22 protein-coding genes and 1 other RNA gene are annotated in these 21,308 nt (G+C 67.2%); 13 read left to right on the plus strand and 10 right to left on the minus strand.

The features are described 5' to 3' along the window. The first annotated feature begins 18 nt into the window (after positions 1–18). Complete coding sequence (locus tag NZ773_09425; protein MCS6802142.1) at positions 19–948, plus strand: DMT family transporter; 930 nt, start codon at positions 19–21, stop codon at positions 946–948. Here NZ773_09425 and NZ773_09430 read toward each other — a convergent pair. Beyond that, positions 945–2,009 (minus strand): ParB/RepB/Spo0J family partition protein, encoded by a 1,065-nt coding sequence (locus NZ773_09430; protein MCS6802143.1) that lies wholly within the window; start codon positions 2,007–2,009, stop codon positions 945–947. The genes NZ773_09425 and NZ773_09430 overlap by 4 nt on opposite strands. A gap of 135 nt (positions 2,010–2,144) precedes the next feature. Between NZ773_09430 and NZ773_09435 the strand changes: the two genes are divergently transcribed. The 6 genes from NZ773_09435 (at position 2,145) to NZ773_09460 (ending at position 7,826) form a co-directional block, all read left to right on the plus strand. Next, complete coding sequence (locus NZ773_09435) at positions 2,145–2,903, plus strand: SDR family oxidoreductase (GenBank protein MCS6802144.1); 759 nt, start codon at positions 2,145–2,147, stop codon at positions 2,901–2,903. 132 nt (positions 2,904–3,035) lie between these two features. Next, positions 3,036–3,734, plus strand: a complete 699-nt coding sequence (locus NZ773_09440; protein ID MCS6802145.1) for a dienelactone hydrolase family protein — start codon at positions 3,036–3,038, stop codon at positions 3,732–3,734. Positions 3,735–3,958: 224 nt separating this feature from the next. Further along, positions 3,959–5,062, plus strand: a complete 1,104-nt coding sequence (locus NZ773_09445) for a Cof-type HAD-IIB family hydrolase (GenBank protein MCS6802146.1) — start codon at positions 3,959–3,961, stop codon at positions 5,060–5,062. A gap of 793 nt (positions 5,063–5,855) precedes the next feature. Further along, entirely contained in the window at positions 5,856–6,362 is a 507-nt protein-coding gene (locus NZ773_09450) for a hypothetical protein (protein ID MCS6802147.1), read from the plus strand. A gap of 118 nt (positions 6,363–6,480) precedes the next feature. Beyond that, positions 6,481–7,338 carry a polyphosphate kinase 2 family protein gene (locus tag NZ773_09455; GenBank protein MCS6802148.1) on the plus strand — a complete coding sequence of 286 codons (858 nt, stop codon included), beginning with the start codon at positions 6,481–6,483 and terminating at the stop codon, positions 7,336–7,338. A gap of 71 nt (positions 7,339–7,409) precedes the next feature. After that, on the plus strand, positions 7,410–7,826 hold the full coding sequence (locus tag NZ773_09460) for a hypothetical protein (GenBank protein MCS6802149.1): 417 nt from the start codon (positions 7,410–7,412) through the stop codon (positions 7,824–7,826). Here the strand turns inward: NZ773_09460 and NZ773_09465 are convergent. The 6 genes from NZ773_09465 to NZ773_09490 form a co-directional block, all read right to left on the minus strand. After that, the gene (locus NZ773_09465; GenBank protein ID MCS6802150.1) at positions 7,810–8,658 is read right to left on the minus strand and encodes a 4-(cytidine 5'-diphospho)-2-C-methyl-D-erythritol kinase; all 849 of its coding nucleotides are present in this window, start codon (positions 8,656–8,658) and stop codon (positions 7,810–7,812) included. The genes NZ773_09460 and NZ773_09465 overlap by 17 nt on opposite strands. Continuing rightward, positions 8,655–9,485, minus strand: a complete 831-nt coding sequence (gene rsmA / locus NZ773_09470; GenBank protein MCS6802151.1) for a 16S rRNA (adenine(1518)-N(6)/adenine(1519)-N(6))-dimethyltransferase RsmA — start codon at positions 9,483–9,485, stop codon at positions 8,655–8,657. Before rsmA ends, NZ773_09465 begins: the two co-directional genes overlap by 4 nt. A 3-nt stretch (positions 9,486–9,488) precedes the next feature. Beyond that, positions 9,489–10,913 (minus strand): ubiquitin-like domain-containing protein, encoded by a 1,425-nt coding sequence (locus NZ773_09475; GenBank protein ID MCS6802152.1) that lies wholly within the window; start codon positions 10,911–10,913, stop codon positions 9,489–9,491. A gap of 139 nt (positions 10,914–11,052) precedes the next feature. Continuing rightward, an RNA gene (gene ffs / locus NZ773_09480) (signal recognition particle sRNA large type) lies at positions 11,053–11,313 on the minus strand. A 199-nt stretch (positions 11,314–11,512) separates the two neighbouring features. Continuing rightward, the gene (locus NZ773_09485) at positions 11,513–11,875 is read right to left on the minus strand and encodes a hypothetical protein (protein ID MCS6802153.1); all 363 of its coding nucleotides are present in this window, start codon (positions 11,873–11,875) and stop codon (positions 11,513–11,515) included. Between the two features lie 129 nt (positions 11,876–12,004). Beyond that, entirely contained in the window at positions 12,005–13,114 is a 1,110-nt protein-coding gene (locus NZ773_09490) for an LLM class flavin-dependent oxidoreductase (GenBank protein ID MCS6802154.1), read from the minus strand. Positions 13,115–13,247: 133 nt separating this feature from the next. On the opposite strand from NZ773_09490, the gene NZ773_09495 reads away from it, so the two are divergent. The 4 genes from NZ773_09495 to galT all read left to right on the plus strand — a co-directional run bounded on the left by NZ773_09495 (position 13,248) and on the right by galT (position 17,081). After that, entirely contained in the window at positions 13,248–14,084 is an 837-nt protein-coding gene (locus NZ773_09495) for an ATP-binding cassette domain-containing protein (GenBank protein MCS6802155.1), read from the plus strand. After that, positions 14,081–14,752, plus strand: coding sequence for an ABC transporter ATP-binding protein (locus NZ773_09500; GenBank protein ID MCS6802156.1), 672 nt, complete (start codon positions 14,081–14,083; stop codon positions 14,750–14,752). Before NZ773_09495 ends, NZ773_09500 begins: the two co-directional genes overlap by 4 nt. Before the next feature lie 105 nt (positions 14,753–14,857). Continuing rightward, complete coding sequence (gene galK, locus NZ773_09505; protein MCS6802157.1) at positions 14,858–16,105, plus strand: galactokinase; 1,248 nt, start codon at positions 14,858–14,860, stop codon at positions 16,103–16,105. Further along, positions 16,098–17,081, plus strand: a complete 984-nt coding sequence (gene galT / locus NZ773_09510) for a galactose-1-phosphate uridylyltransferase (GenBank protein MCS6802158.1) — start codon at positions 16,098–16,100, stop codon at positions 17,079–17,081. The genes galK and galT overlap by 8 nt, the downstream gene beginning before the upstream one ends. A 123-nt stretch (positions 17,082–17,204) precedes the next feature. On the opposite strand, the gene NZ773_09515 is transcribed toward galT, so the two are convergent. From NZ773_09515 to NZ773_09525, 3 genes are read right to left on the minus strand one after another with little or no spacing between them, the layout of a single operon-like run. After that, complete coding sequence (locus tag NZ773_09515; GenBank protein ID MCS6802159.1) at positions 17,205–18,026, minus strand: alpha/beta fold hydrolase; 822 nt, start codon at positions 18,024–18,026, stop codon at positions 17,205–17,207. Beyond that, positions 18,019–18,528 (minus strand): pyridoxamine 5'-phosphate oxidase family protein, encoded by a 510-nt coding sequence (locus NZ773_09520; protein ID MCS6802160.1) that lies wholly within the window; start codon positions 18,526–18,528, stop codon positions 18,019–18,021. The genes NZ773_09515 and NZ773_09520 overlap by 8 nt, the downstream gene beginning before the upstream one ends. A 60-nt stretch (positions 18,529–18,588) precedes the next feature. Next, positions 18,589–19,581: an oxidoreductase gene (locus tag NZ773_09525; protein ID MCS6802161.1), complete on the minus strand. Its 993-nt coding sequence runs from the start codon at positions 19,579–19,581 to the stop codon at positions 18,589–18,591. Positions 19,582–19,826: 245 nt separating this feature from the next. On the opposite strand from NZ773_09525, the gene NZ773_09530 reads away from it, so the two are divergent. After that, a complete protein-coding gene (locus NZ773_09530) occupies positions 19,827–20,186 on the plus strand; it encodes an antibiotic biosynthesis monooxygenase (GenBank protein MCS6802162.1) in 360 nt (119 codons plus the stop codon). Further along, positions 20,179–21,228 carry a glycosyl hydrolase gene (locus NZ773_09535; protein ID MCS6802163.1) on the plus strand — a complete coding sequence of 350 codons (1,050 nt, stop codon included), beginning with the start codon at positions 20,179–20,181 and terminating at the stop codon, positions 21,226–21,228. The genes NZ773_09530 and NZ773_09535 overlap by 8 nt, the downstream gene beginning before the upstream one ends. The last annotated feature ends 80 nt before the right edge of the window (positions 21,229–21,308 follow it).

Genomic DNA, 21,308 nt, shown 5'->3' on the forward strand with positions numbered 1-21,308 from the left:
GAAGAGTAGCAGAGCAGCATGACGAGTGGCGTTCACAAGTACCAATCCGTTCTGCCGGTTGCGGCCCTGATCGCGGTGACCGCAATTTGGGGCAGCACGTTTGTCGCCATTAAGGGCGGCTTGGATGGAATTGCCCCCTTCGGCTTTCTCGTTCTCCGCTTTGGCCTCGCCGCGCTCTGCCTGCTGCCCTTCTATGGGCGCGACCTCCGCCGGATGACAGCCGCCGACTGGACCGCCGCCCTTGTCGTGGGGCTGTGGCTCTTCGGCGCCTACGCCCTGCAGATGCTCGGCGTCGAACGGAGCACCGCGAGCAAGGGAGGGTTCATCACCGGACTGTCCGTTATCTTCGTGCCGATCGGCGTCTGGCTCTGGCAGCATCGCGCGCCGGGATGGCGCTTCGCCTTCGCCGCCGCTTTGGCCACCCTCGGCCTTGGGCTGCTCACGCTCAAAGGCGATTTGACAGTGGAGACGGGCGACCTCCTCTTGCTCGGCTGCGCCGTCTGCTTCGCAGGCCATATCATCGCCCTCGGGCACTCCACCCAGCGTCATCCCCTTCCGGTGCTTGTCGTCGGTCAGGTCGGCCTGGTGGCGCTCCTTTCCCTGCCGTTCGCGCTCGCCTTTGAGCGCGTGCCCATCCCGACGACTCCCGCTGCAGTCTTCGGCGTGGTCTATACCTCGCTCGCTGCAACGGTCTTCGTTCTTGTCGTGCAAACGTGGGCACAGCGCACGGTCTCGCCTACCCGCGCCGCGATTATCTTCGCCGCCGAACCTGTGTTCGCGGCGCTCTTCGCTGTGCTGCTGGGCGGAGAGACGCTCAGCGCGCTGCAGGTCGTCGGCGGAGCGCTCATCGTGATCGGCATGCTCTTCGCTATCCCTGCCGAGGCGAAGAGCACCGGCGTTGCCGGCCGCCTCACCCCGCATGCGCGGCCGGCGCCAACGCAGAGCTAGGCAACCGGCTCGGTCTCGTGCCAGCCTCGCTCGGCGAGGAACGCTCCCAGCGCGTCGGCGACCCACCGCAGCTGGCGGTACGCCAAGCGCAGCCGCGGAGCCGCTTCGGGCTGGCGCGCGGCGGCCTTCGCAAGGTCGCCTTCCTCGAGGGCGCGCGCCAGCCGGTCGACTTCGTCGCAGAAGGCATCGATCGTCCGGATCCTGCGGAGCCGGCTGCGGTCGGTGGTCTCAAGCGCAGCACCGGCCGGCGACGCATCGAGAAGGGCGTCGATCTCGTCGCGCGGTTGCTCCTCCCACAGGTCGGCGTCTTCATCGGCCACCACGGCCGATTCGCGCTTCACCCGGTCATCGAGGGCGGGAGGCGTGCCCGCGCGCTCTTCTTCGAGCGTGACGCTCCCCGCGAGATGGATCGCTTCTTCCGCTGAAAGCCCTTTGTGGCGCGCCATCAGCTGGGCAGCGTCGCGCAGGCGCGAGGCAGGTAGCTCAAGCTGCACGGCGAGCGTCGCCAGCTCAAGCTGGCGCGCCGGCTCCTGAATGAGCCGCAAATGTTGCGCCTGGCTGACCGACAGCTCCTCGTCTTGGATGAGATCGCGTACCCCGGCGGCCAGCTCCCGGAGCGACAGGTAGCGCTGCACTGTCCGCACCGAAAAGCCGACCATCGCCGCGACCCGCTCGTCGAGTTCGGACTCGCTCAGGGTCGGCGCCCGCTGGGCAAGCCGCCGCCGCAGCTTGGCAAGCCCCTCCGCCTGCTCCATATCGCCAAGCTGCCGACGCTGGAGATTCTCGATCAGATGGTGAACGAGATAGTCCTCCTCCTCACTGTCGGCCACTTCGACACACGGCACCGCCTCGACGCCAGCCAGCACGGCAGCCCGCCGGCGGCGATTGCCGTACACCACCCGGTAGCTTGTGCCCACTTGGCGCACCCCGAGCGGCTCAAGCACTCCGAACTCCCGGATCGTCGAGGCGAGCCCCGCGATATCGCCCTCCTTCTTGCGCACATAGCTGCTATCAACTTGGAGCGTGTTCGGATCGAGCCAAAGGATCTGCCGTTCTCTCATCGACACCCGCCTGCTCGGCCAGCTTGGCCGCTTGCTTACGGCCACTGTACGCCACATGCTGCCGAGAAAGAAGCAGTTAGGGCACGCCGGCAGCAGCGCGCGCGCAAATGTGCTACCGTCAGCAGGGAGGAAACGATGAACCTTGACGGGGCAGTCGCGCTCATCACGGGAGGATCCGGCGGGATCGGTGCCGCGCTTGGAGAGGAGCTGGCGAAAAAGGGAGCGCGGGTCGTCCTCTTTGCTCGTCGCGCCGAGCGACTGGGTGAGGTCGTTGCGCGCATCGGAAGCGAGCGCGCCCTCGCTGTTGTCGGCTCGGTTACTGAGGCGGACGACCTCCGGCGCGCGGTGCGGCTTGCGGTCGAGCGGTTCGGCGGGCTCGACATCCTCGTCAACAATGCCGGCATCGGCCTCTATGGTCTCATTGAGTCGCTGCCCGCTGACCTCCTCCTTGAGACGTGGAAGACCAACGTCCTCGGCGTGATCCTCGCAATTCAAGCCGCGCTGCCGGCGCTGCGGAAGTCCGACCGCGCTCTGATCGTCAACATTTCGTCAGTAACCTCTGTTCTGTCCTCTCCCAGCTTAGCCGGCTACGCCATGACAAAAGCCGCTCTCAACCTCCTGACCGAGACCTTGCGCAAGGAACTGCGCGAAGACGGCATCCGAGTGCTCAATATCTTTCCGGGCTACATCGGCAACGAATTCGCTGACCACGCCTATATTGTCGACGACTCGCCCGTCGCCCAGCGGCTGCGGGTGACGCGCCCCGCGCGCACCTCAGAAGATGCTGCGCGCGACATCGTCGCAGCGATAGAAAACGACCTCGAAGACTGGCGCTACGAAGTGGAAGCCGCAAAGCAGACCACCAGCGGCGCGGGAAACGCGGCATCGGACTGACAGGACTGCGATTCCACGAAACAGGAGCGGCAGATAGTCTCAACAGTCTGCTTAGCTGCAGCTGAGATGAGGACTGCCGCGACGCGGCGCAGTATGGTAGTGTGATCGCGATCTTACGAGAGGAGCAGCACTGTGGCCGTTCTTCGCCAAAAAGCCGTTCATCTCCCGATCAATGGCGCGATGCTCGACGGCACCCTCGTCCACCTCGACGATACCGAGAAGCGTCCGGGGGTCGTCTTGATCCAAGAGTGGTGGGGGATCGAGCCGCACGTGCTCGAGCTTGCCCACAAGCTCGCGGCCGCCGGGTTTGTCGTCTTCGTGCCCGACCACTACCACGGCCGGGTCGCCACCGAGCCGGATGAAGCCGGCAAAGAGATGATGCTGCTGTTTGAGAACATGCAGCGGGCCATCAAAGAGATCGGCGCGTCGATCGAGTACCTTCGGGGGCTGGACAACGTCGCCCCGAAGAAAATCGGGGTGATGGGCTTCTGCATGGGCGGGCTGCTGACCTACAAGGCCGCAGAGACATTCGGCGACCAAATCGGCGCCGCGGTGCCGGTCTACGGCGTCAACTACCAGCCGACGGTTGAGGAAGTCGCAAAGGTCAGCGCCCCGATCCTGGCCATCTACGGCGCCCAGGATCCGTTCGTGCCCCGCGAGCAGATCGAGCGGGTTGAGCAAGTGTACAAGCAGGCGGGGAAAGACATCCGGATTTCGATCTATCCCGCAGGTCACGCCTTCATCAACCCCGACCACGGGAACCTGCATCCAGAGTCGGCGGAAAAGGCGTGGAACGAGGCCGTCAGCTTCCTTCGCGACAAGCTGCGCTAGTCCCGCACAGCCGCCGCTCCGCCCCTTCGAGAGGCGGGGCCCTCAGCGCTGAAGCCGGCCCCGCCCCTTGAGAACCGCCTGCGGCGCCGCTCCCGCTTGCTCGCACGCCTCCGCGCTCCAGCGCGACGAGACCCGCATCCCCAGGAGCATTCGAAGGCGCGTCCGTGTTCGCAGGCACTCCGCCAGCCACGGGAGCATCGTCTCAAAGGGCTGGTGCGACCTCCTTGGAGCGGCGCCGCAGCGTTCGGCAGCCTCTGCGGCTGCTGCGTCTCGTTCTCCTTGCGACAAGAAGCCGAAAGCACCCGCTTCGCTATCTCCTCGCCGCCGACCCTGCGTCCTCTGCCGCCCTCCTCGGGCAGGCGCGACTGCTTGCAGCGCCTCCCGCTGCTGCGGCCGACGCAGCCGCGGCGCGCCCTGACCCGGCACGGCGCCTGCCGCTAGAATTCGGCGAGCTTCCTGTCGTGGAGAACGCTATTATCCCAAGCGCCGCTCTTGCCCCCACCGCTCTTCCACCCGCGAGACCGTCCTGCCCTTTCCGCCTGCTTGCCGTCGACCTCGACGGCACGCTGATCGGGAGCGATTTGACCATTCGGCCCGCCGTCCGCGCTGCGGTTGCAGCACTGATCGAGCGCGGAATTGTGGTCGTGCTGGCGACAGGCCGGATGTACGTCTCTTCACGTCCGTTCGCCGAAGCGCTCGGCATCACGGCGCCCCTCATCTGCTACCAAGGCGCGCTGGTGCGCGAGATCGAGGGAGAGCAGCGCATTCTCCGGCATGTTCCCGTTCCGCTGACCTTAGCCCGCCAGATCGCCGCCTTTGCTCGCGCCAACGACCTGACGATGCACGTCTACCACGACGACCGCGCCTACACCGCTCGCTTCACCGAGGAATCGGCCTACTACGCCGAACTGAATCGGATCCCCGTTGCGGAAGTCGGCGACCTCGTTTCGTTCCTGAAACGTCGCCCAACCAAGATCGTCTTCATCAGCGGGCCCGAGGGCGTCCGCCGCATTTACGAGGAACTCGCCGCGCGATGGGGCGCTGTCGCACAAGTCACCCAGTCGAACCCGCGCTTCGCCGAGATTACAGCGCGTGGAGTGTCGAAAGGCTCCGCCCTGCGGACCCTCGCCCGCAAGCTCGGCGTTCGCCGCTGCGAGATTGTAGCGATCGGGGATCACGAGAACGACCGCTCTCTGCTCGAGAACGCCGGCGTCGGCGTCGCCATGGGGAACGCTGTGGCAGAGCTGAAGGCGATCGCCGACCTCGTCGCTCCGCCGGTGACCGAAGACGGGGCGGCGTGGGCGATCCGGCACCTGTTCGGAGTGTAGGGCGGACGAGTGGTTTCTGCCCCTCTCCTTGACGTCAGAAGACGCCTCTCATAAGCTTGCTGAAAAGGACGGGGAACGGCCCGCCTAGCCGCAGCACTCCCGCCGGAGCGCATTCACGACGAGGCGAGCGGTCGGGGCAACCGCAGACAATTGTCTCGGCTGTCCAGCCCACCCCGCCGCTCCGACGTCTCCGACAGCCTGTTCGCGGCCGACGGAAGAACGCCGATCTGCGAGGAGAAGGTGGCGCAGTTTTACCTCGGGAACGGCGAAACAGTGGACCGAGAGACGCTCCACGCCCTTCTCCGCCTGCCCGACGATGTTGCGGTCCTCGCCGGCCTCCGAGCCTCGCGCCACGTCTCATTGCCTGCCTGGACTATCCCCCGCGCTCGCTTTTTCTCGTTGAGGTCACCGCTAAAGCCGGTCGCCGGCGCCGCCCTGTCGACGGGGTGCGGGAAGATGAAGAGGAATTGCGCCGGAGGGGGTGGCATCTCTCTCCCCCTTCCTCTGAATGCGGTCAGAACCCGCTTCGGCAGGCTGTTCACCCGGCGCCCACCCGGAAGGAGTAGGCTCCCTCTCCGCAGAGTTTGCTTTCGGGTGCGCAATCGCCGCGGTCTGCCCCGCGAGAGCACCGCATGCTCTTTCCCGCGGCTGTCCCTCCTTTTCGCGCATCCGCTGAACCGGCGGCAAAGCGACCGGTTCGCGATACGATCACAGGGACGAGACGCTTCTCGAAGGGCCGACAACTTTTCGGGGCCGGCATCTGTTTCCGGTCAGTCGAGGGATGATTGAGCGTATGGCAGAGTATCTTGGATCTCGCAACTGGCAACCGTCGCGCGAGCCGCGTGAGCCCGACACGGCCCACCTTCAACGGATCAGCGCCCAGCTCAGCGCCCTCCAACGTGAGGTGCAGGAGCTGAAGCGCATGGTCGCCGCCCTCGCCAGTAATGGAGTTGGGCGACCGCCCGCCGAGCCCCCGCGGCAGAGCGCCGAGCGTGCCGCGCCGACCGCCGACCGCGACCTCGCCATTGAGCTGCTCGTCGACGTCGTCCGCGAGCTCCGCGATCGCGGGACCGTCCGCCTGTTTACCGCCGTCAACGAAGAAGTGCGGCGACGCTTCGGGGAACTCCCCAATGATCGGATCCCCTACGAGCGGTTCAAGGACTTTGTCCAAGACGCCCAGCGTCGCGGAAAGATCCGGCTCGTGCGGGTGGGCCCCGTCGACCATGTCCTGCTTGCGGACGAGTCTATCCAGGCGTATGTCGAAACCGTGCGGCGCGAGATGGAGTTCGTCCAGCCCTGAGGAGCGCGTATGTGCCCGTTCTGTCTCTTCGCCGCGATTGCGCTGCCGATCGCCGCTGGGGCAGCGGCGGTTGACCGCCTCCGCCCGCTCCGGCGGGCACTGCGTCTGAGCCGCGTCCGTGGATGACTTCTCCGCCCGCTACCGCGTGCCGCCGGGACACCCCGTCCGCCTCGCCGCAGTCGAAACACGGGTCGATGATGGGCTGAAGCGCGCTGACGCTGCCGCAGAACTCGAGACGCATCGGAGCGCCCTGACTGCGCTTCACGACCTCCTCTACGTCGCTTCCACCCATGCCGTGCTGATCATCCTGCAGGGGATCGACGCCTCAGGCAAGGACGGCGTCATTCGCAATGTCTTCACCGCCTTCAATCCGGCTGGGTGTCGGGTCATCTCCTTCAAAGCGCCGACACCGCTTGAAGCGCGCCACGATTACCTCTGGCGAATCCACAAGAATGTGCCGGCGCACGGGGAGATCGTCGTTTTCAATCGCTCTCACTACGAATCGGTACTTGTCGAGCGGGTACACGGCATCGTTCCGGCCGACGTTTGGGCAAAGCGCTATTCCGAGATCAACGGCTTCGAGCAGGTCCTTGCCGAAAGCAACACTCTCCTTCTCAAGTTCTTCCTCCATCTCTCCCCCGAAGAGCAGCTTGAGCGGTTTCACGATCGCCTGAACCAGCCGGACAAATGGTGGAAGCTAGCCGTCGCCGATTGGGAAGACCGCGAGCGGTGGAACGAGTATCAAGCGGCCTTCGAGGAAATGCTGAACAGAACGTCGACCGACTTCGCGCCATGGTATGTCATTCCCGCGGACCGGAAATGGTATCGCGACCTTGCGATTGCGCGGATCACGCGCCGCTGCCTTGAGACCCTGAGCGACCGCTGGCGCGCTGTCATGCTCGAAGTCGGCGCGCAGCGCCGGGCGGAAGTGAAGCTGTATCTCGAAAGCCGGGAGACGGCGTTCCACTCCCGGTGAGCGCCCCCTCCACCCATCTCAGCTCACGGCATCGCAGGAGAACCGCGCCGCAATCGCGTATACTGCCGTTCATGAGCCAGCTGGTTCTTGCCATCCGCGCCGAGAGTGGCCATCGCGCTGCCCTTGAGCCGTACGCTCATCGGGCGGTCGCCGGCGACTGGTGGAGCATTCCCGGGGTGCACGACGTCGAAGTGCGGCTGGAATTCGCGGCCTCGGTTGTGGCCAGCCTGCCAGCGGGATTCCACGCCGATGTCAATTGCCGCGACCCCCTCTCCTCCATCGCGTGGACGACCGAACCGTACACCGTGTTCGCCGCTGCCGGCGAGTGGGACGAACCGACTGGTCTCGCCGCGCTCGACGCCCTCAGCGCTTGGATTGCCGCGGTGCTGCCGACCGTGGAGTGGCTGCACGCCGGCCTCTCCACCCCGGCGGGAGAGCTGACGCTTCGCCCCGCTGCCGCCGGCTGGACGATCAGCGAACGGTACTGACCGGCTCGACGAGGAGCGCCGGAACACCCGCGGCGTGCAGCGCCGCCGCCCATCGTGCCGCCTCCTCCCGATCGACAGTAGCAGCAAAGACCGACGGGCCCGCGCCGGAGAGATGCGGTCGCGCCCCGAGCCGGTCGAGGGCCGCGAAGGCTGCCCGCACCGCCGGAAAAAGACGACACGCCGCCGCGGTCATGTCGTTAGCGAAGGCCGCAGGGTCGACCGTGCCATCCCGAAGCTGAGCGAGCAGCCGCTCGGTTGCGTCGCCGGCGGAGTAGTCCTCCGGCGTCAGCGCCGCAAAGAGCTGTTTCGTCTTCTCAGGCGCCGCCGCAGAGGCCGGCAGCAGAACGAACCACAGTTCGCGCAGCGGGCGGAGCGGCGTAATCCGCTCGCCCCGCCCTTCGGCGAGCGCCGTGCCACCCCAGAGAAAGAACGGCACATCCGACCCGAGCTGAGCCGCAAGCGGCTGCAGCTGCTCGCGCGAGTACTCCAGTCCCCACAGCCGGCTCAAGCCGAGGAGCGCCGCCGCCGCATCCGACGACCCCCCTCCGAGCCCCGAGGCAACGGGGATGCGCTTCAGAAGATGGATTGCGGCACCTGCAGCGACCCCCGCCTGCTGCTGCAGCAGGCGCGCCGCGCGCAGAACCAAGTTGTCCGGTCCCGCTAGGCGCGGGTCGCTGCAGGTGAAGCGCAGGTCTGCGGCCGGCGCGAAGGTCAGTTCATCGAAGAGCGAGACCGTCTGCAGCACGGTGCGCACTTCGTGGTAGCCGTCGGCGCGACGGCCGAGAACGTTCAGCGTCAGGTTCAGCTTCGCGGGAGCGTGCTGCCGGATCATCGCGGAGGGATCGCCCGGGCAAGCCGCTGCCATTCGGCAATGCTGAGGGTCTGTGCCCGCCGCGTCGGGTCGATCCCGGCCGCTTCGAGCGCTGCCGCCGCGCCGCCAGGCGGAAACCAGAGCGCCTGCGCGAGCGCGTTGTGAAGCTGCTTGCGCGGCTGGCTGAAGCCGGCGCTCACCACTTTGAAAAACCATTCCCGTTCCTGCGGCGCAATCAACGGCTCGGCATGGACATCAATCCGGAGGACCGCCGACGCGACATCCGGCGCCGGCAGAAATGCCGACGGCGGAACGACGGCGACAATTCGCGGAGTGCCGTAGACCTGGACCGAGACCGCGAGAAGGCTGAGCGCGCCAGGCTTGGCAACGATGCGGTCTGCGACCTCCTTCTGCACCATGATGACGAGCCGAGTTGGGGGGCGCGCTGCCTCAAGAAAGTGGCGGAGGATCGGCGAGGTAATGTAGTAGGGCAGATTGGCAACGACGAGGTACGGCCCGCCGGCGAGCTGAGCCGGGTCGACCTGCAGAATATCCGCTGGGACAATCTCGACATTGCTCCGCCCCGCGAGGGTCTCCCCGAGCACAGCGACCATCCGCCGATCGAGTTCGACGGCAATCACGCGGCCGGCGTGGGCAGCCAAGGCCTGCGTCAGCAATCCGAGCCCGGGCCCGACTTCGATCACCGTATCGCGCGGCGTCACCTCCGCCGCCTCGAGGATGCGATCGAGCACATTCGGATCGACCAGAAAGTGCTGGCCGAGGCTTTTCTTCGCCCTGATCCCGTAGCGGCGCAGGAGTTGACGCGCGACCTCGCGAGGGTGGGGCATCGCTTACTGCGCCAGCAGGTGACGAACCCGTTCGAGTGGCGGCGCTGGCGTGAGCAGATAGACCTCGACAAAGCGAGAACGCCAAGTGATCGGCTCGTCATCATCGAAGCAGAGGTCGATATGCGGCCCGCGGAGCCCCCCTCCCGTATCGTCCGCCACCCCGATGCCGTAGCCAGGAACATAGATGCGGGTGCCGTACGGGATATAGGCAGGGTCAACCGCGATGATACCCCGTCCCGCTCTTTTCCCAGTCGACGTGATGCCGAAGCCGGGCGACCCTTTCGGCTTCCCGGCGCTCGTCGCGTTGTACGCCGTCACGTAGACCCGGATCTTGGCCCAAGCGGTCGCCACCTCGCCGCTGTCGGTGGTGATCTCTGCGAAAACCAGCTTCGTGCCTCGAGCGACCACGCGCGGCTGCGGCGGCGTTTCGATCCAGCTCCGGATAACTTCTCGTGCAACCTCGCGGCCATTTTCATAGACAATCCGGCTCGTCCACCGTCGAATGCCCGGAGCGCCCTCCTCGATCACGCGGCTCTGTCCGAGGGGGAGGTCAGGGTCATCGCGATAGACAACGCCGAAAGCGATCGGTTCCTGAAAGGTGAGCGTTTCACTGCGGACCCGGATCACCCTGATCGGACCGGCAGGAAGCGGCGAGTCGAGGGCCGGTTCAACCCGGTCGCTAGGCTCGAGCGCGATCCCCTCCTGCCGCAGCAGTTCGCCGACGGTGGCAGCGCGGCTGCGCGTCTGCAGGAGCCGGCCATCAACTTCGAGACGGACGGGCAACGCGCGCAGCACCCAGACATGGAGGCCGGCCTGCACTGGGGTCGCCGCCGCCGGGCGCAGGAGATCTCCCGCCCACAGTTCGATCCCGCCCTGCACCACCGCTTCGCCGACTGTTGCGCTCGTTGTCCAGACCACCTGGGTCATCCCCCCATCGTGAACAGTGATCGGCACCGCGCGCTGCACCTGAAAGCGCTCGCCGGCAGCAAGCACGCTGTCCAGCGGCGCACCGCCGAGCGGGGTCGCGCGGAGCGGCGCCTCGTCATCGGCATGGCCCGGCGCCGATGTCGGCGTCGGCCGCGGCGCGACCCGGACGACGCGGTCGTGCGGGTCGAGGTGAAAGCCGGCCGCTCGCGCCGCCTCGAGCGGATCGTCAACCGCCGCCCAAAGCGCGACCCGGCGACCATCGCCGTCGACAATGATCGGCTGGCCTCGCCGGACGAGCAGCACTGGCCCCTCCTCAAGGCGATCGCCTGGGCGAAGGGCAACGCCTGCATCGCGCAGCAGCGCGACCGGGTGGCGATGGAGGGTGGTGATTCGCCGGGTCTGGCCGTCAGCCTCCAGCGTGACCGTCTGGTGCAGGAGCGCCCCGGCAATGACCGCGAGCGCGCCAAGGACGCCGACCCCGACAGCGGCGGCAGGAGGCATCGGCAAGAGGCCGATCCCATGGTGCTGAAGGACGGTTCGGACGTGACCGGCCGGCTCGGCCCAAGCGGGAGCAGGTTCTCTCCGCCGCGAGGAGTGACCGGACGGCGGCACGCCCGCTCGGCATTCGGAGGAGAAGCGGCCGTGCACCCGCTGTCGATACGTCCCTCCGGCTTCTCGCCGCCAGCCGGCTCCGGCTAGGTCGTCCGCGGCGCTCGGAAGGGGCCACTTACCCTTGCTATCTTCCGATCCTGGGGGGGTTCGCGGTCTTCCGCCGCGCGGGTCCCGGCCTTCAACGCCACTTGACGACGCCAGTCCCACAGGGAGCGCACCTCGAACGGGAATTCGACCCCGCTTAGCGGATTGCGGGTTCAGGGCACCGCTAGCTCCCCGTCTAGCACGGCCATGCTCAGTCTACCGGCCGCTCCTCCTTCTGTCAAGGGAAGCAGTCGAGCAAGCCACCAGCGGGGAGAGGAGCCGCTCCTGCTGCGCCGTTGCGGGGGGCAGCTGTCGGCGCACTGGACGTCCGCCTCGCGCTGCGGCGGCACTGCCGCGAACTGGCCGGCGGGGGAGCTGCCTCCCACGCAGCGAGCGGGAGAGCCTCAGCGCCAACGGCGGCCGCGCGGGTCGTCTCTCCAACGGTCGCGGCGCGGCTCCCTGCCGCCGGCTTTGCCTTTCTCTGCGCTGGGCAGGCGGTCGCGCTCCCACAGTTGGCGCTCGGCGCGCCGGCGCTTCGCCTCCACAAGTTCCGACAGCCGTTGGACGGCCGCGCCGAAGGCGACCACATCCAGCTCGTCCAGCGGAGCGTCGAGGTAGATTTCGATGTCGGCGCCGCGCTCGAGGGCGTCACGCTCCTCAGGATACAAGCTCCAGCCAACCCGGTCAGCCCATTCGATCAGCCGCAGTCCGCTGGCACGAAGATGGCCGTTGTAGTCGCCCCATGCCCGAGACCAATAGTCGTTCATCAGAACTCCGCTGCTCGCTCGCTATGAGCCGAGCGAGCAAAGGGTATCGCCTTTTGGCGGGAGAAGCCAATGCCGTCGCCGGCGGGACGGCGCATCAGCCCGCAGGAGCGCGCCCCTAGAGAAGCGGCGTCAACTTGCGATCGGCTCGTCGGGGCGCGTTGCCCCAACAGGCGACGCCGCTATCCGCTCCAGCAGGTCGGGATTCGGGGTGATCTCCCGCAGCGCCGGCATGACATCGGCAGCGAAACGCAGCATCGACTGACGAACGATATGGTCAGGGGTGTAGCCGAAGGTGAACCAGCACATCATGTGGCCGACGCCCAGCTCCACAAACGGCCGAATGCGCTCGATCAGCTCTTCGGCCGTGCCGGCGAACAGCCAGTTCTTGAGATAGCCTTCTTTCCGCTTCTCGAGGTCATCCCGCGAGAGGTCATCAATGCCGGTGTTCGCTTTGGCGCTCGCGCGGAGATAGTTTTCGATCGAGGCGCCGATTGTGTCGCGCCAATCTTCGCCAGGAGCGGCCACATAGATCTGGCGGAGAAATCCGGTGTCGTGCCACGCCTTCCGGCGCTCCTGCTCTGTCAGCCCGGCCTCCCGCTGCCCTTTGACAAAATAGTGGAGGCGCGAGGCGAGGATCGAGACATCTTGCGGACCGAGGAGGAGCGACCATCCCTGCCGGCCGACACGTTCGAGGGTCTCGGGCGTCGAGGTTCCATAGGCAATGTGCGGTCGCGGCTGCTGGACCGGCCGCGGAATGATCCGCCCCCGGACACGGCCGGAATAGTACTTCCCTTCGTATTCAAACCCTTCGGGGTCCTGCGCCCACGCCTTCTCACAGACCGCGAGAAATTCCCGCATCCGCTCGTGGCGGACATCCGTTGTTAGGCCGTAGCCGGCGTACTCATCCGGGGAGTTGCCGGCGCCGACGCCAACGACAAAGTTCCCCCCGGTCAGCTGGTCGATCAGGTTGCACTGGGTGACGAAGGAAATAGGATGGCGGAGCGGCACTACAGCGACAGCGAACCCGATCCGCATTCCTCGATTCCGCTGGCTGAGTGCAGCGGCAAGGGTGAGGGGGTCGGAGAAAACGTTATAGCCGGTAAATTGATGGTCCGTCAGCCAGACATCGCTAAAACCGAGCCGCTGGGCCAAATCCACTTGCCCCAGCACCTCGTTCAGAACGCGCGTGTCGTGCTCTGGGCCGGGAACCTGAGGATTGAGATAGAAGCTGAATCGCATCGCTCTCCTTGCGCCTGCTCCACTTGCGCTTCTCTTCGCGGCGACAAGCGATTATTGCAGGTTTGGCCGCCGCTTCAAAATTGAGCTCTCGGGTTCGTTGTCCGGTTGCCTCGCCTCCGCCTACACTCCTTCCGTGGCGCCATATATCGTCGCCGAGGGGCTGTTCAAGATTTACCAAGTGGCCGACTTGGAGGTCGTCGCGCTCCAAGGGCTCGACCTGACGATCGAGCGCGGGGAACTGGTCGCGATCGTGGGCGCGAGCGGGAGCGGAAAGTCGACGCTGCTGAATATCCTCGGCGGGCTCGACCTCCCCTCCGCGGGCCGTGTCCTCGTCGGCGGCAAAGATCTGACCAAGCTGCCCGAGCGCGATCTCGTGCGCTACCGCCGCGAAGAAGTGGGATTTCTCTGGCAACAGCCGAGCCGCAACTTGCTGCCGTACCTGACCGCCGCCCAGAATGTCGAAGTCCCCCTGCGGCTCGCGGGGGTGAGCGCTCCAGAGCGCCGCCGCCAGCGCGACGCCCTCCTCGCCGCGGTCGGCCTCGCAGAGAAAGCCTCCCACAAGCCCGACCAGCTTTCGGGCGGCGAGCAGCAGCGCGTCGCGACAGCCGTCGCTCTCGCGCTCGACCCGCCCCTCCTCCTTGCCGACGAGCCGACCGGCGAACTGGATAGCGAGACCGCGGCCGACGTGCTCCGTCTCTTTCGCTCGCTCTGCCGCGAGCGGGGGGTCACCATTGTGCTCGTCACCCACGATCCCGACGTGGCAGCGCTCGTCGACCGAGTTGTCCGAATCCGCGACGGCCGCGTCAGCAGCGAGGCGGTGGCGGGTGCGGCTGACGAATTCGTCGTGATCGACTCCGCCGGGCGGCTCCAGCTGCCCGCCGCGCTGCGCGACCAGTATCGCCTTGTCGGCCGGGCACGCGTCGCCGCTGCGGGAGATCACGTGGGCATCTGGCCGGTGCACCCGGCATGACGGTCATCCGCGCCGAAGAACTGCAGCGAACCTATCGCTCCGGCGGACGGATAGTGCGGGCGATTGACGGCGTCAGCCTTACCGTTCAGAGCGGAGAGTTGGTTGCAATCACCGGCCGTTCCGGCTCGGGCAAAACGACCCTGCTTAATCTGCTCGGCGGGCTCGACCATCCCGATTCCGGCGCCGTCTGGATTAACGGCCAGCGGATCGATACGCTCGATGATGCCGGGCTGACCCGGCTGCGGCGCGGCACCATCGGCTACGTGTTCCAGTCGTTCGGCCTGCTGCCGACCCTCTCCGCCGAAGAGAACGTCAGCCTCCCCTTGCGGATCGCCGGCGTGCCCGCCGCCGAACGCGCGCAGCGGACCGCCGCCGCGCTCGCAGAGGTGGGGCTGTCGGCGCGCGCCCGTCACCGCCCAGACGAACTGTCCGGCGGCGAGCAGCAGCGCGTTGCCATTGCGAGAGCGCTTGCCGCCCGCCCTGCGGTCATCCTCGCCGACGAGCCGACCGCCGAACTCGACTCCGCCAATGCGCGCGCTATCTTCACGCTCCTGCGCTCGATCGTCGACCGGGGCGAGGTCGCGGTTATCGTCGCGACCCATGACCGCACGCTGCTCGACGTGGCCACGTGCATCCACGAACTGCGCGATGGGCGCTTAGTACGCTGAACTGCGAGGAGGAGCGCCGCGCACGCCGCTCTGGCACTGCTCAAAGCCGCCACCGCGCAGCGGCGCCCGACTTCAGCGTACGATGGAATCGGACGGGAGAAGAGAATGATGGAGAGAAAGCGGCTCGATTGGCTTCTCGCCGAGACGGTCGCGCGCTTTGGAGCGGCCGGCGGGCTCTACCGGGCGCCGGGCCGGGTCAACCTGATCGGCGACCACACCGATTACCAAGATGGTGTCGTCCTGCCTATCGCCATTGACCGCGATATCTGGTGTGCGGCGACGCGACGGGGCGATCGTCTTCTCCAGTTCGTCAGCCTCGACCTCGGCGAGAGCGCGCGCGTCCCGCTCGACGATCTGCGGCCCGAGGCGCTTCCTCACTGGGCCCGCTATCCCGCCGGCGTCGCTTGGGCGCTCCAGCACGAGGGCCACGCTCTGAGCGGAGCCGACCTTCTTTTCCAGAGTACGCTGCCGATCGGCGCCGGGCTCAGTTCATCCGCGGCGCTGGAGCTGGCAAGCGCGCTGGCGCTGGAGTTTGGAAGCGGCTTCACCGTTGCGCCAAAGAACAATGCGCTGCTCTGCCGGCGTGCCGAGAATGAGTTTGTCGGGGTGCCGTGCGGGATCATGGATCAATACGTCGGCGCGCTCGGGGTCGCCGGGCATGCGCTGCTCATCGACTGCCGCCACCTGACCCATCGCCCTGTTCCGATCCCAGCGGATGCTGCCATTGTTGTCCTCGAGTCGGGGGTCCGGCACCACCTCGCCGCCTCAGCGTACCATCAGCGCCGAGCAGAGACTGAGCAGGCGGTCACGCTGCTCCGTCAGCGCCATCCTGAAGTCCGCGCGCTGCGCGATGTCACCCAACCGATGCTGACTGCGGCAGCCGCCGCGCTGCCGCCGGTCATCCAGAAGCGGGCTCGCCACGTCGTCAGCGAGAACGCCCGCGTTTTCGCCGCCGCAGACGCCCTCGAAGCCGGCGACCTGATCCGCTTCGGCGAACTGATGAACCAGTCGCACCAGAGCCTCCGCGACGACTTCGAGGTGTCGACCCCCGAAATCGACCTGCTCGTCGAAGCGGCGCGCGCTGCTGGCGCGCTCGGCGCCCGGATCACCGGGGGCGGCTTTGGAGGCGCCGCCGTCGCCCTCGTGCGCGGTGTCCCTATCGACCAGTTCTGCGCGCACGTGACATCCGCCTACCGCCACGCCACTGGGCGCGCGGCGACGGTGTTCGTCGTGCGTCCAGCCGCGGGAGCAGGTCCCCTCGTTCTCGAGGAAAGAGGCGACCGCGTTCGGACCCGCACCTACCGCCTTCCCGATGGCCGCTTCTTCGTCGACTACCGGTTTGACCATGACTGAGCTCCGCTGGGACCCCCTTCGCGGCGAATGGATCGCAGCAGCGGCCGAGCGCCAAGAACGGACCTTCCTGCCGCCGCGCGAGCACTGCCCCTTCTGCCCAACAACAGCGGGCGGGCCGCTGACCGAAGCGCCCGCTCCCTATGAGATTGCAGTTCTGCAAAATCGCTTCCCCGCGCTCCAGCCCGAGCCGCCCCCGCCACGCGTCGAAGGAACCGACCTCTGGCCCGTTCGCCCCGGCTTGGGGGTCTGCGAAGTCGTCCTCTATACGCCGGTTCACGACTCCGCCTTGTCGCTGCTGCCCGTAGAGCACCTCGAACGGCTGGTGCGGGTCTGGCGCGACCGCTATCGCGTGCTCGGCGAGCGGCCGGAGATCGCATATGTCTACATCTTCGAAAACCGCGGAGAGGCCGTCGGCGTCACCCTCCACCATCCGCACGGCCAGATCTACGCGATGCCGTTCGTGCCGCCTATTCCCGCGCGCGAACTGGAGTCGGGTCGCCAGTACCGCGCGCGCACCGGCCGCTGCCTTCTCTGCGACCTCGCCGCAGCTGAGCAGCGCTTCGGGCGGCGGCTTGTCCTCGCGAACGCGCGGTTCGTCGTCTACTGCCCCTTCGGCTCCCGGTTCCCGTACGAGGCGCACGTGACGCCGCTCCAGCACCTGCCGAGCCTCCTTGCCTTCGACGAGGAAGACTGCCGCCAGTTCGCTGCCGCGCTCGGCGCGCTGCTCCGCGCGTACGACCGCCTTTGGAACCGACCGATGCCCTACATGCTTGTCATGCACCAAGCGCCGACCGACGGCGGAGCGTGGCCCGAGGCGCACTTCCATACGGAGCTCTACCCCCTCGCGCGTTCGCCGGAAAAGCTGAAATACCTCGCCGGCTCAGAAAGCGGCGCCGGCCTCTTCGTGACCGATATCCTGCCCGAGAGTGCTGCGCCCGCCCTGCGCTCTGCGCTCGACCCCAGCTTTCCTGCCTGACCCGCGTCGCGCCATGCCCCAAGCGGCCAGCCACGACCGCGCAGAGCGCAGTGGACAGCGCTGCCCCTGACCGGAGGTCGCGCCCGGCCAGCCACGACCGCGCAGAGCGCAGGCCGGCGGCGCTCAGCCGACAAACGCCACGATCGCCTCGGCCGTGCGGCGCGGCTGCTCCTGCTGCGGGAAGCGGCCCGCCCCGGGAATGCGGACACTGCTCCCATGCCGCAGCGCAGCGAGAGACGGCGCTTCAAACCGGTCGATGAGGGTGTCACGTTCGCCGTATACGAGCAAGGTCGGGACGCCGACCCTCGGCAGCAGCGCCGGGAAATCGGCCAAACCTACTCCTCGCTCGCTCTTCGCCACCCAGCGGCCGGCAACAGCCCGGCTCGCGTTCATCTCCTCCGCGATCCGGATATCGTGCGTGCCGGAGATCTGGGCGATGCGCGCAGCATCGCGCGGCAGGGGCAAGCCGTCCGCATCGTAGAAGCCGCTCTGGCGGCTTGCCGCTTCGATCGCTTCCCGGCTCGCTGCCGGCCCGAGCGCGCAGCTGATCAGGACGAGCTTGCGGACAAGGTCCGGCCGGTCAACTGCCACCTGAACCGCGACGCAGCCTCCGAGCGAATTGCCGACAATGGCAGCGCGAGCGATGCCGAGAGAGTCGAGCGCTTCCTCCACAGCGCTCGCGCCGCTCTCGATCGGAAATTCCCACCCCGCCGGCTCCTCGAACAGCGACGACCCATGACCCGGGAGATCCAAAGCGACCACCCGATAGCGGTCGGCCAGCTCAGCGGCAAGGGCACGCCAATCTTGCAGCCACCCACCCAGCTTGTGGAGGAGCACCACCGGCGGTCCGTTGCCGCACGCTGCGTAGGCGATCACTCCTCCCGTGACCGGCACTGCACCGAGCGCAGTCCAAGGGCCGCCAAGGGCGCGCTCCTCCTCACGCATTCCTGCCCTCCGCTCCGGTGCGGATTGCGGCAAATTCCCCGCGCCGCATAATGACAGGCGTGTTGCCCGCTTCCTCACCGAGAAACCCTTCCGCGCGCAGATAGTCGGGTTCGAAGCGCATCACGACGCGCTGCCAGTCCCGCTGGGGGACCGAAAAGCCAAGCGCGCGCGAGCGCCGCTCCATGAACTCCGCAACTGCGCCTTCATCCTCAATCAGGGTGACGGTGCCGCGCATCCAGACGTTTTTGCGCCGCCGCGCCGGCTGATCCTCGACCCAGAGATACTGGCCACGAGGGTCGCGCCGAAGATGCTTCAGCTTGAGCGACTGCGCCTGCGAAACGGTCCAGACCGTCCACCCCTCAATGAACGTGCTGACCTGGCGGATCGAAGGATTTCCCCGCCGGTCGAGCGAGATGAAAAAGGCATTGCGTCCTTGCTGGGGCTCCGCGCCGATGAAGGCGCGGATCGCGGCGATCGCCGCCTCCCGGGCAACTGCGCTCATCACTCCTCCACGGCCGCTGGCTGCGGCACCGCATTTTCCGCGATCGCAGCGCGGCCCCGCTCAGGCATTGACATCGATAACAATCCGCCCGCGCACGCGCCCCTCGACAATCTCGTGCGCGAGCTGAGGCAGCTCTGAGAGCGGCGCGACCCGAGTTATCGAGCGCACAAGGTCGGCCGGCACCGCCGCCAGTAGGGCAAAGGCTCGCTCACGGCGCGGCATCGGGCAGTTCACGGAGTCGATGCCGAGCAAATTGACCGCACGCAGGATGAACGGGTAGACCGTTGTCGGCACCTCTGCGCCGGCCGCATTGCCGCAGGCGGCCACACTCGCGCCATACGCCATCTGCCGGAGCAGATTGCCCAAGATGACGCCGCCGACCGTGTCAACCGCTCCTCCCCAGCGAGCGCTCTCGAGCGGCCGGCTTGAGGGGGTGGAGAGCGAGGCGCGGTCGAGAATGTCACTCGCGCCGAGAGCGCGCAAGTACGCTGCTTCGTGCGTCCGTCCTGTCACTGCCATCACGCGAACGCCCCGTTGCGCCAACAGCGCAACCGCGATCGAACCGACCCCGCCTGCGGCGCCAGTGACGACGGTCTCCCGTCCCTCGACGGGCGCATCGTGCGCCTCGAGCGCCAGCACGCAGAGTGCCGCCGTCAGCCCGGCGGTGCCGAACGCCATCGCCGTCTCGAGAGACATCCCTGCCGGCAGACGCATCAGCCAGTCGCTCTTCAGCCGCGCGTATTGCGCGAACCCGCCCCAGTGGCGCTCGCCGATCCCCCAGCCGGTAGCAATCACCTCGTCACCCGGCTGGAAGCGAGGAGAGTCCGAGGCGACCACCACGCCCGCGACATCGATCCCCGGGACAAAGGGAAAGGCGCGGAGAATGGGGCCTCGGTTGGTAATCGCGAGGCCGTCTTTGTAATTCAAGCTGGAATATACGACGCGGATGAGCACATCCCCCTCGGGGAGCGCATCGAGAGACAACTTCCGAAACTCCGCGCGGTAGTTTCCGTCCGCCTGGTCAACAACAAGAGCGCGAAACGGCTCGCTCATCGTCGTTCCTTCCTTGCCCATGGGTCGGGCTCACTGGAGCGTGGACTGCGTGGGGATAATAAAGAGCAGACGGCGACGACGGCCGCTCAGCGCGACACGCTCGCGGAAGAGGGAAGAGAGTTCTCTCCCTGCACTTTTCCCGCCTGCCCCGTAGCCGCGGCGACCGTCGAGCGACCCGAGAACACGACGGCAAGTACAATCTCCAGCACGCTATGCCGAGCAGCAGCAGCGAAGAGGAGAGGCCTATGCACATCATCACGGTTGAATTCATCGCCAACACTGAGGACGAGGAGAAGGTGCGAGAGGCGCATCGTCCTGTGTTCGAAGCATTCATGGCGCACGAGGCCTGCCTCGGCGCGCAGCTGCTTCGCTCAAAGAGCCGCAAGGAACCGCTCCGCTATCTCGTGCAGACGTGCTGGCGCAGCAAGGAAGAAGCGATCGCGGTCTCCTCCAAGCCCGAGGTGATGGCCGCCCACGACAAGATCTACGAGGTGCAGACCCGCGATCAGAAGATGAGCGTTTGGGGGCCGGTGAGCCAGTATGGGATCTTCGCGGGCGAAGATATCCGATCGCGGCTGCGGCCGACAGAGGCTTCTCATGGCTGAGCCCGGCCGGATCTTCGAGCCAGGGCCAAGCGGGAGCTGGGACGAGGAGGTGGTCTCCTGCCCGGTTGTGCTGCGCGAGGGCGGCCGCTTCCGGATGTGGTATTACGGCCGCGAGCGGAATTTCCCTGGCGGCGCGATCGAAGGGGGAGGGGACGGCATCCCGATGGGACGGACCGGGCTCGCCGAGTCATCGGACGGGATCCATTTCGTGCGGGTGGCCGGCCCCGGCCATCGCGGCGCCGTGCTCGACCCGAGCGGTGTTCCGGGACGTTTCGATAGCTGGCAGGTCGGCGGCACCGATGTGACCCGCGTCGGGGACCTCTACTCCCTCTATTTCATGGGCGCGTGGGACGGCGCGACGATGGTCGAGGGGCACCTGCGGAAGGGCTTCCCGCTCCGGATTGGGCTCGCCCGCTCCACCGACGGCCTCCACTTTGAGCGCGTGGACGGCCCCTACGCCGGCGCGGTGCTGACGAACGGCGCGCCCGGCGAGTGGGACGAGTGGTTTGTCGGCTGGCCGCGGATCCTCGCCCTGCCCGGAGGCGGCTGGCGCATGTATTACCACGGCGCTGGCCCGACCCATCCGCGCGCCGCGGGGATCGCCGAGTCGGCGGACGGCGTCCACTGGGAGAAACGGGGCGTCGTCCTCGCTCCCACGGGCAACTCCGACGATTTCGACTGCCGCGCTATTTCGACGCGCCACGTCATCCCTTGGCAAGGCGGGTATCTGATGGCCTACGAGGCGCTGCCCGCCGAGTCTCGCGGCTCCTACCGCATCGGCATCGCGACCTCACCGGACGGCCTGCGCTGGGAGCGGCTGCGCGGTCCGCTCACCCTCGGCTGCGTTCTTGATGTCGGGCCGGCCGGCACCTGGGATTCCCTCGCCATCGGCACACCGTATCTTGTGCCCGACGGCGCGGGGCTGCTGATGTACTACGTCGGCTTTGGCCCGCGGCCAACCGCCCGCGGCGTCGGCGGAAGCATCGGCCTCGCTCGCTGCGATGGCCGCGACCTGACGCGCTGGGAGAAGGTCAGCGCATGAGGCAGAGCCGAAACGCCAACAGCGCCGGCACCTAACCGAGGTGTGGCGGGCGGCGCTTCTGCTCACGCGCGGCGCTCATC

This window comes from Dehalococcoidia bacterium, assembly GCA_025054935.1.
Taxonomy (GTDB): Bacteria; Chloroflexota; Dehalococcoidia; order SpSt-223; family SpSt-223; genus JANWZD01.

What these genes read in the sequence shown, in the direction of transcription:
- NZ773_09425 (MCS6802142.1), top strand. Translation starts at nt 19, where the DNA reads ATGACGAGTGGCGTTCACAAGTACCAATCCGTTCTGCCGGTTGCGGCC.
- NZ773_09430 (MCS6802143.1), bottom strand. Translation starts at nt 2,009, where the DNA reads ATGAGAGAACGGCAGATCCTTTGGCTCGATCCGAACACGCTCCAAGTT.
- NZ773_09435 (MCS6802144.1), top strand. Translation starts at nt 2,145, where the DNA reads ATGAACCTTGACGGGGCAGTCGCGCTCATCACGGGAGGATCCGGCGGG.
- NZ773_09450 (MCS6802147.1), top strand. Translation starts at nt 5,856, where the DNA reads ATGGCAGAGTATCTTGGATCTCGCAACTGGCAACCGTCGCGCGAGCCG.
- NZ773_09460 (MCS6802149.1), top strand. Translation starts at nt 7,410, where the DNA reads ATGAGCCAGCTGGTTCTTGCCATCCGCGCCGAGAGTGGCCATCGCGCT.
- NZ773_09465 (MCS6802150.1), bottom strand. Translation starts at nt 8,658, where the DNA reads ATGATCCGGCAGCACGCTCCCGCGAAGCTGAACCTGACGCTGAACGTT.
- rsmA (MCS6802151.1), bottom strand. Translation starts at nt 9,485, where the DNA reads ATGCCCCACCCTCGCGAGGTCGCGCGTCAACTCCTGCGCCGCTACGGG.
- NZ773_09475 (MCS6802152.1), bottom strand. Translation starts at nt 10,913, where the DNA reads ATGCCTCCTGCCGCCGCTGTCGGGGTCGGCGTCCTTGGCGCGCTCGCG.
- NZ773_09485 (MCS6802153.1), bottom strand. Translation starts at nt 11,875, where the DNA reads ATGAACGACTATTGGTCTCGGGCATGGGGCGACTACAACGGCCATCTT.
- NZ773_09490 (MCS6802154.1), bottom strand. Translation starts at nt 13,114, where the DNA reads ATGCGATTCAGCTTCTATCTCAATCCTCAGGTTCCCGGCCCAGAGCAC.
- NZ773_09500 (MCS6802156.1), top strand. Translation starts at nt 14,081, where the DNA reads ATGACGGTCATCCGCGCCGAAGAACTGCAGCGAACCTATCGCTCCGGC.
- galK (MCS6802157.1), top strand. Translation starts at nt 14,858, where the DNA reads ATGATGGAGAGAAAGCGGCTCGATTGGCTTCTCGCCGAGACGGTCGCG.
- galT (MCS6802158.1), top strand. Translation starts at nt 16,098, where the DNA reads ATGACTGAGCTCCGCTGGGACCCCCTTCGCGGCGAATGGATCGCAGCA.
- NZ773_09515 (MCS6802159.1), bottom strand. Translation starts at nt 18,026, where the DNA reads ATGCGTGAGGAGGAGCGCGCCCTTGGCGGCCCTTGGACTGCGCTCGGT.
- NZ773_09520 (MCS6802160.1), bottom strand. Translation starts at nt 18,528, where the DNA reads ATGAGCGCAGTTGCCCGGGAGGCGGCGATCGCCGCGATCCGCGCCTTC.
- NZ773_09525 (MCS6802161.1), bottom strand. Translation starts at nt 19,581, where the DNA reads ATGAGCGAGCCGTTTCGCGCTCTTGTTGTTGACCAGGCGGACGGAAAC.
- NZ773_09530 (MCS6802162.1), top strand. Translation starts at nt 19,827, where the DNA reads ATGCACATCATCACGGTTGAATTCATCGCCAACACTGAGGACGAGGAG.
- NZ773_09535 (MCS6802163.1), top strand. Translation starts at nt 20,179, where the DNA reads ATGGCTGAGCCCGGCCGGATCTTCGAGCCAGGGCCAAGCGGGAGCTGG.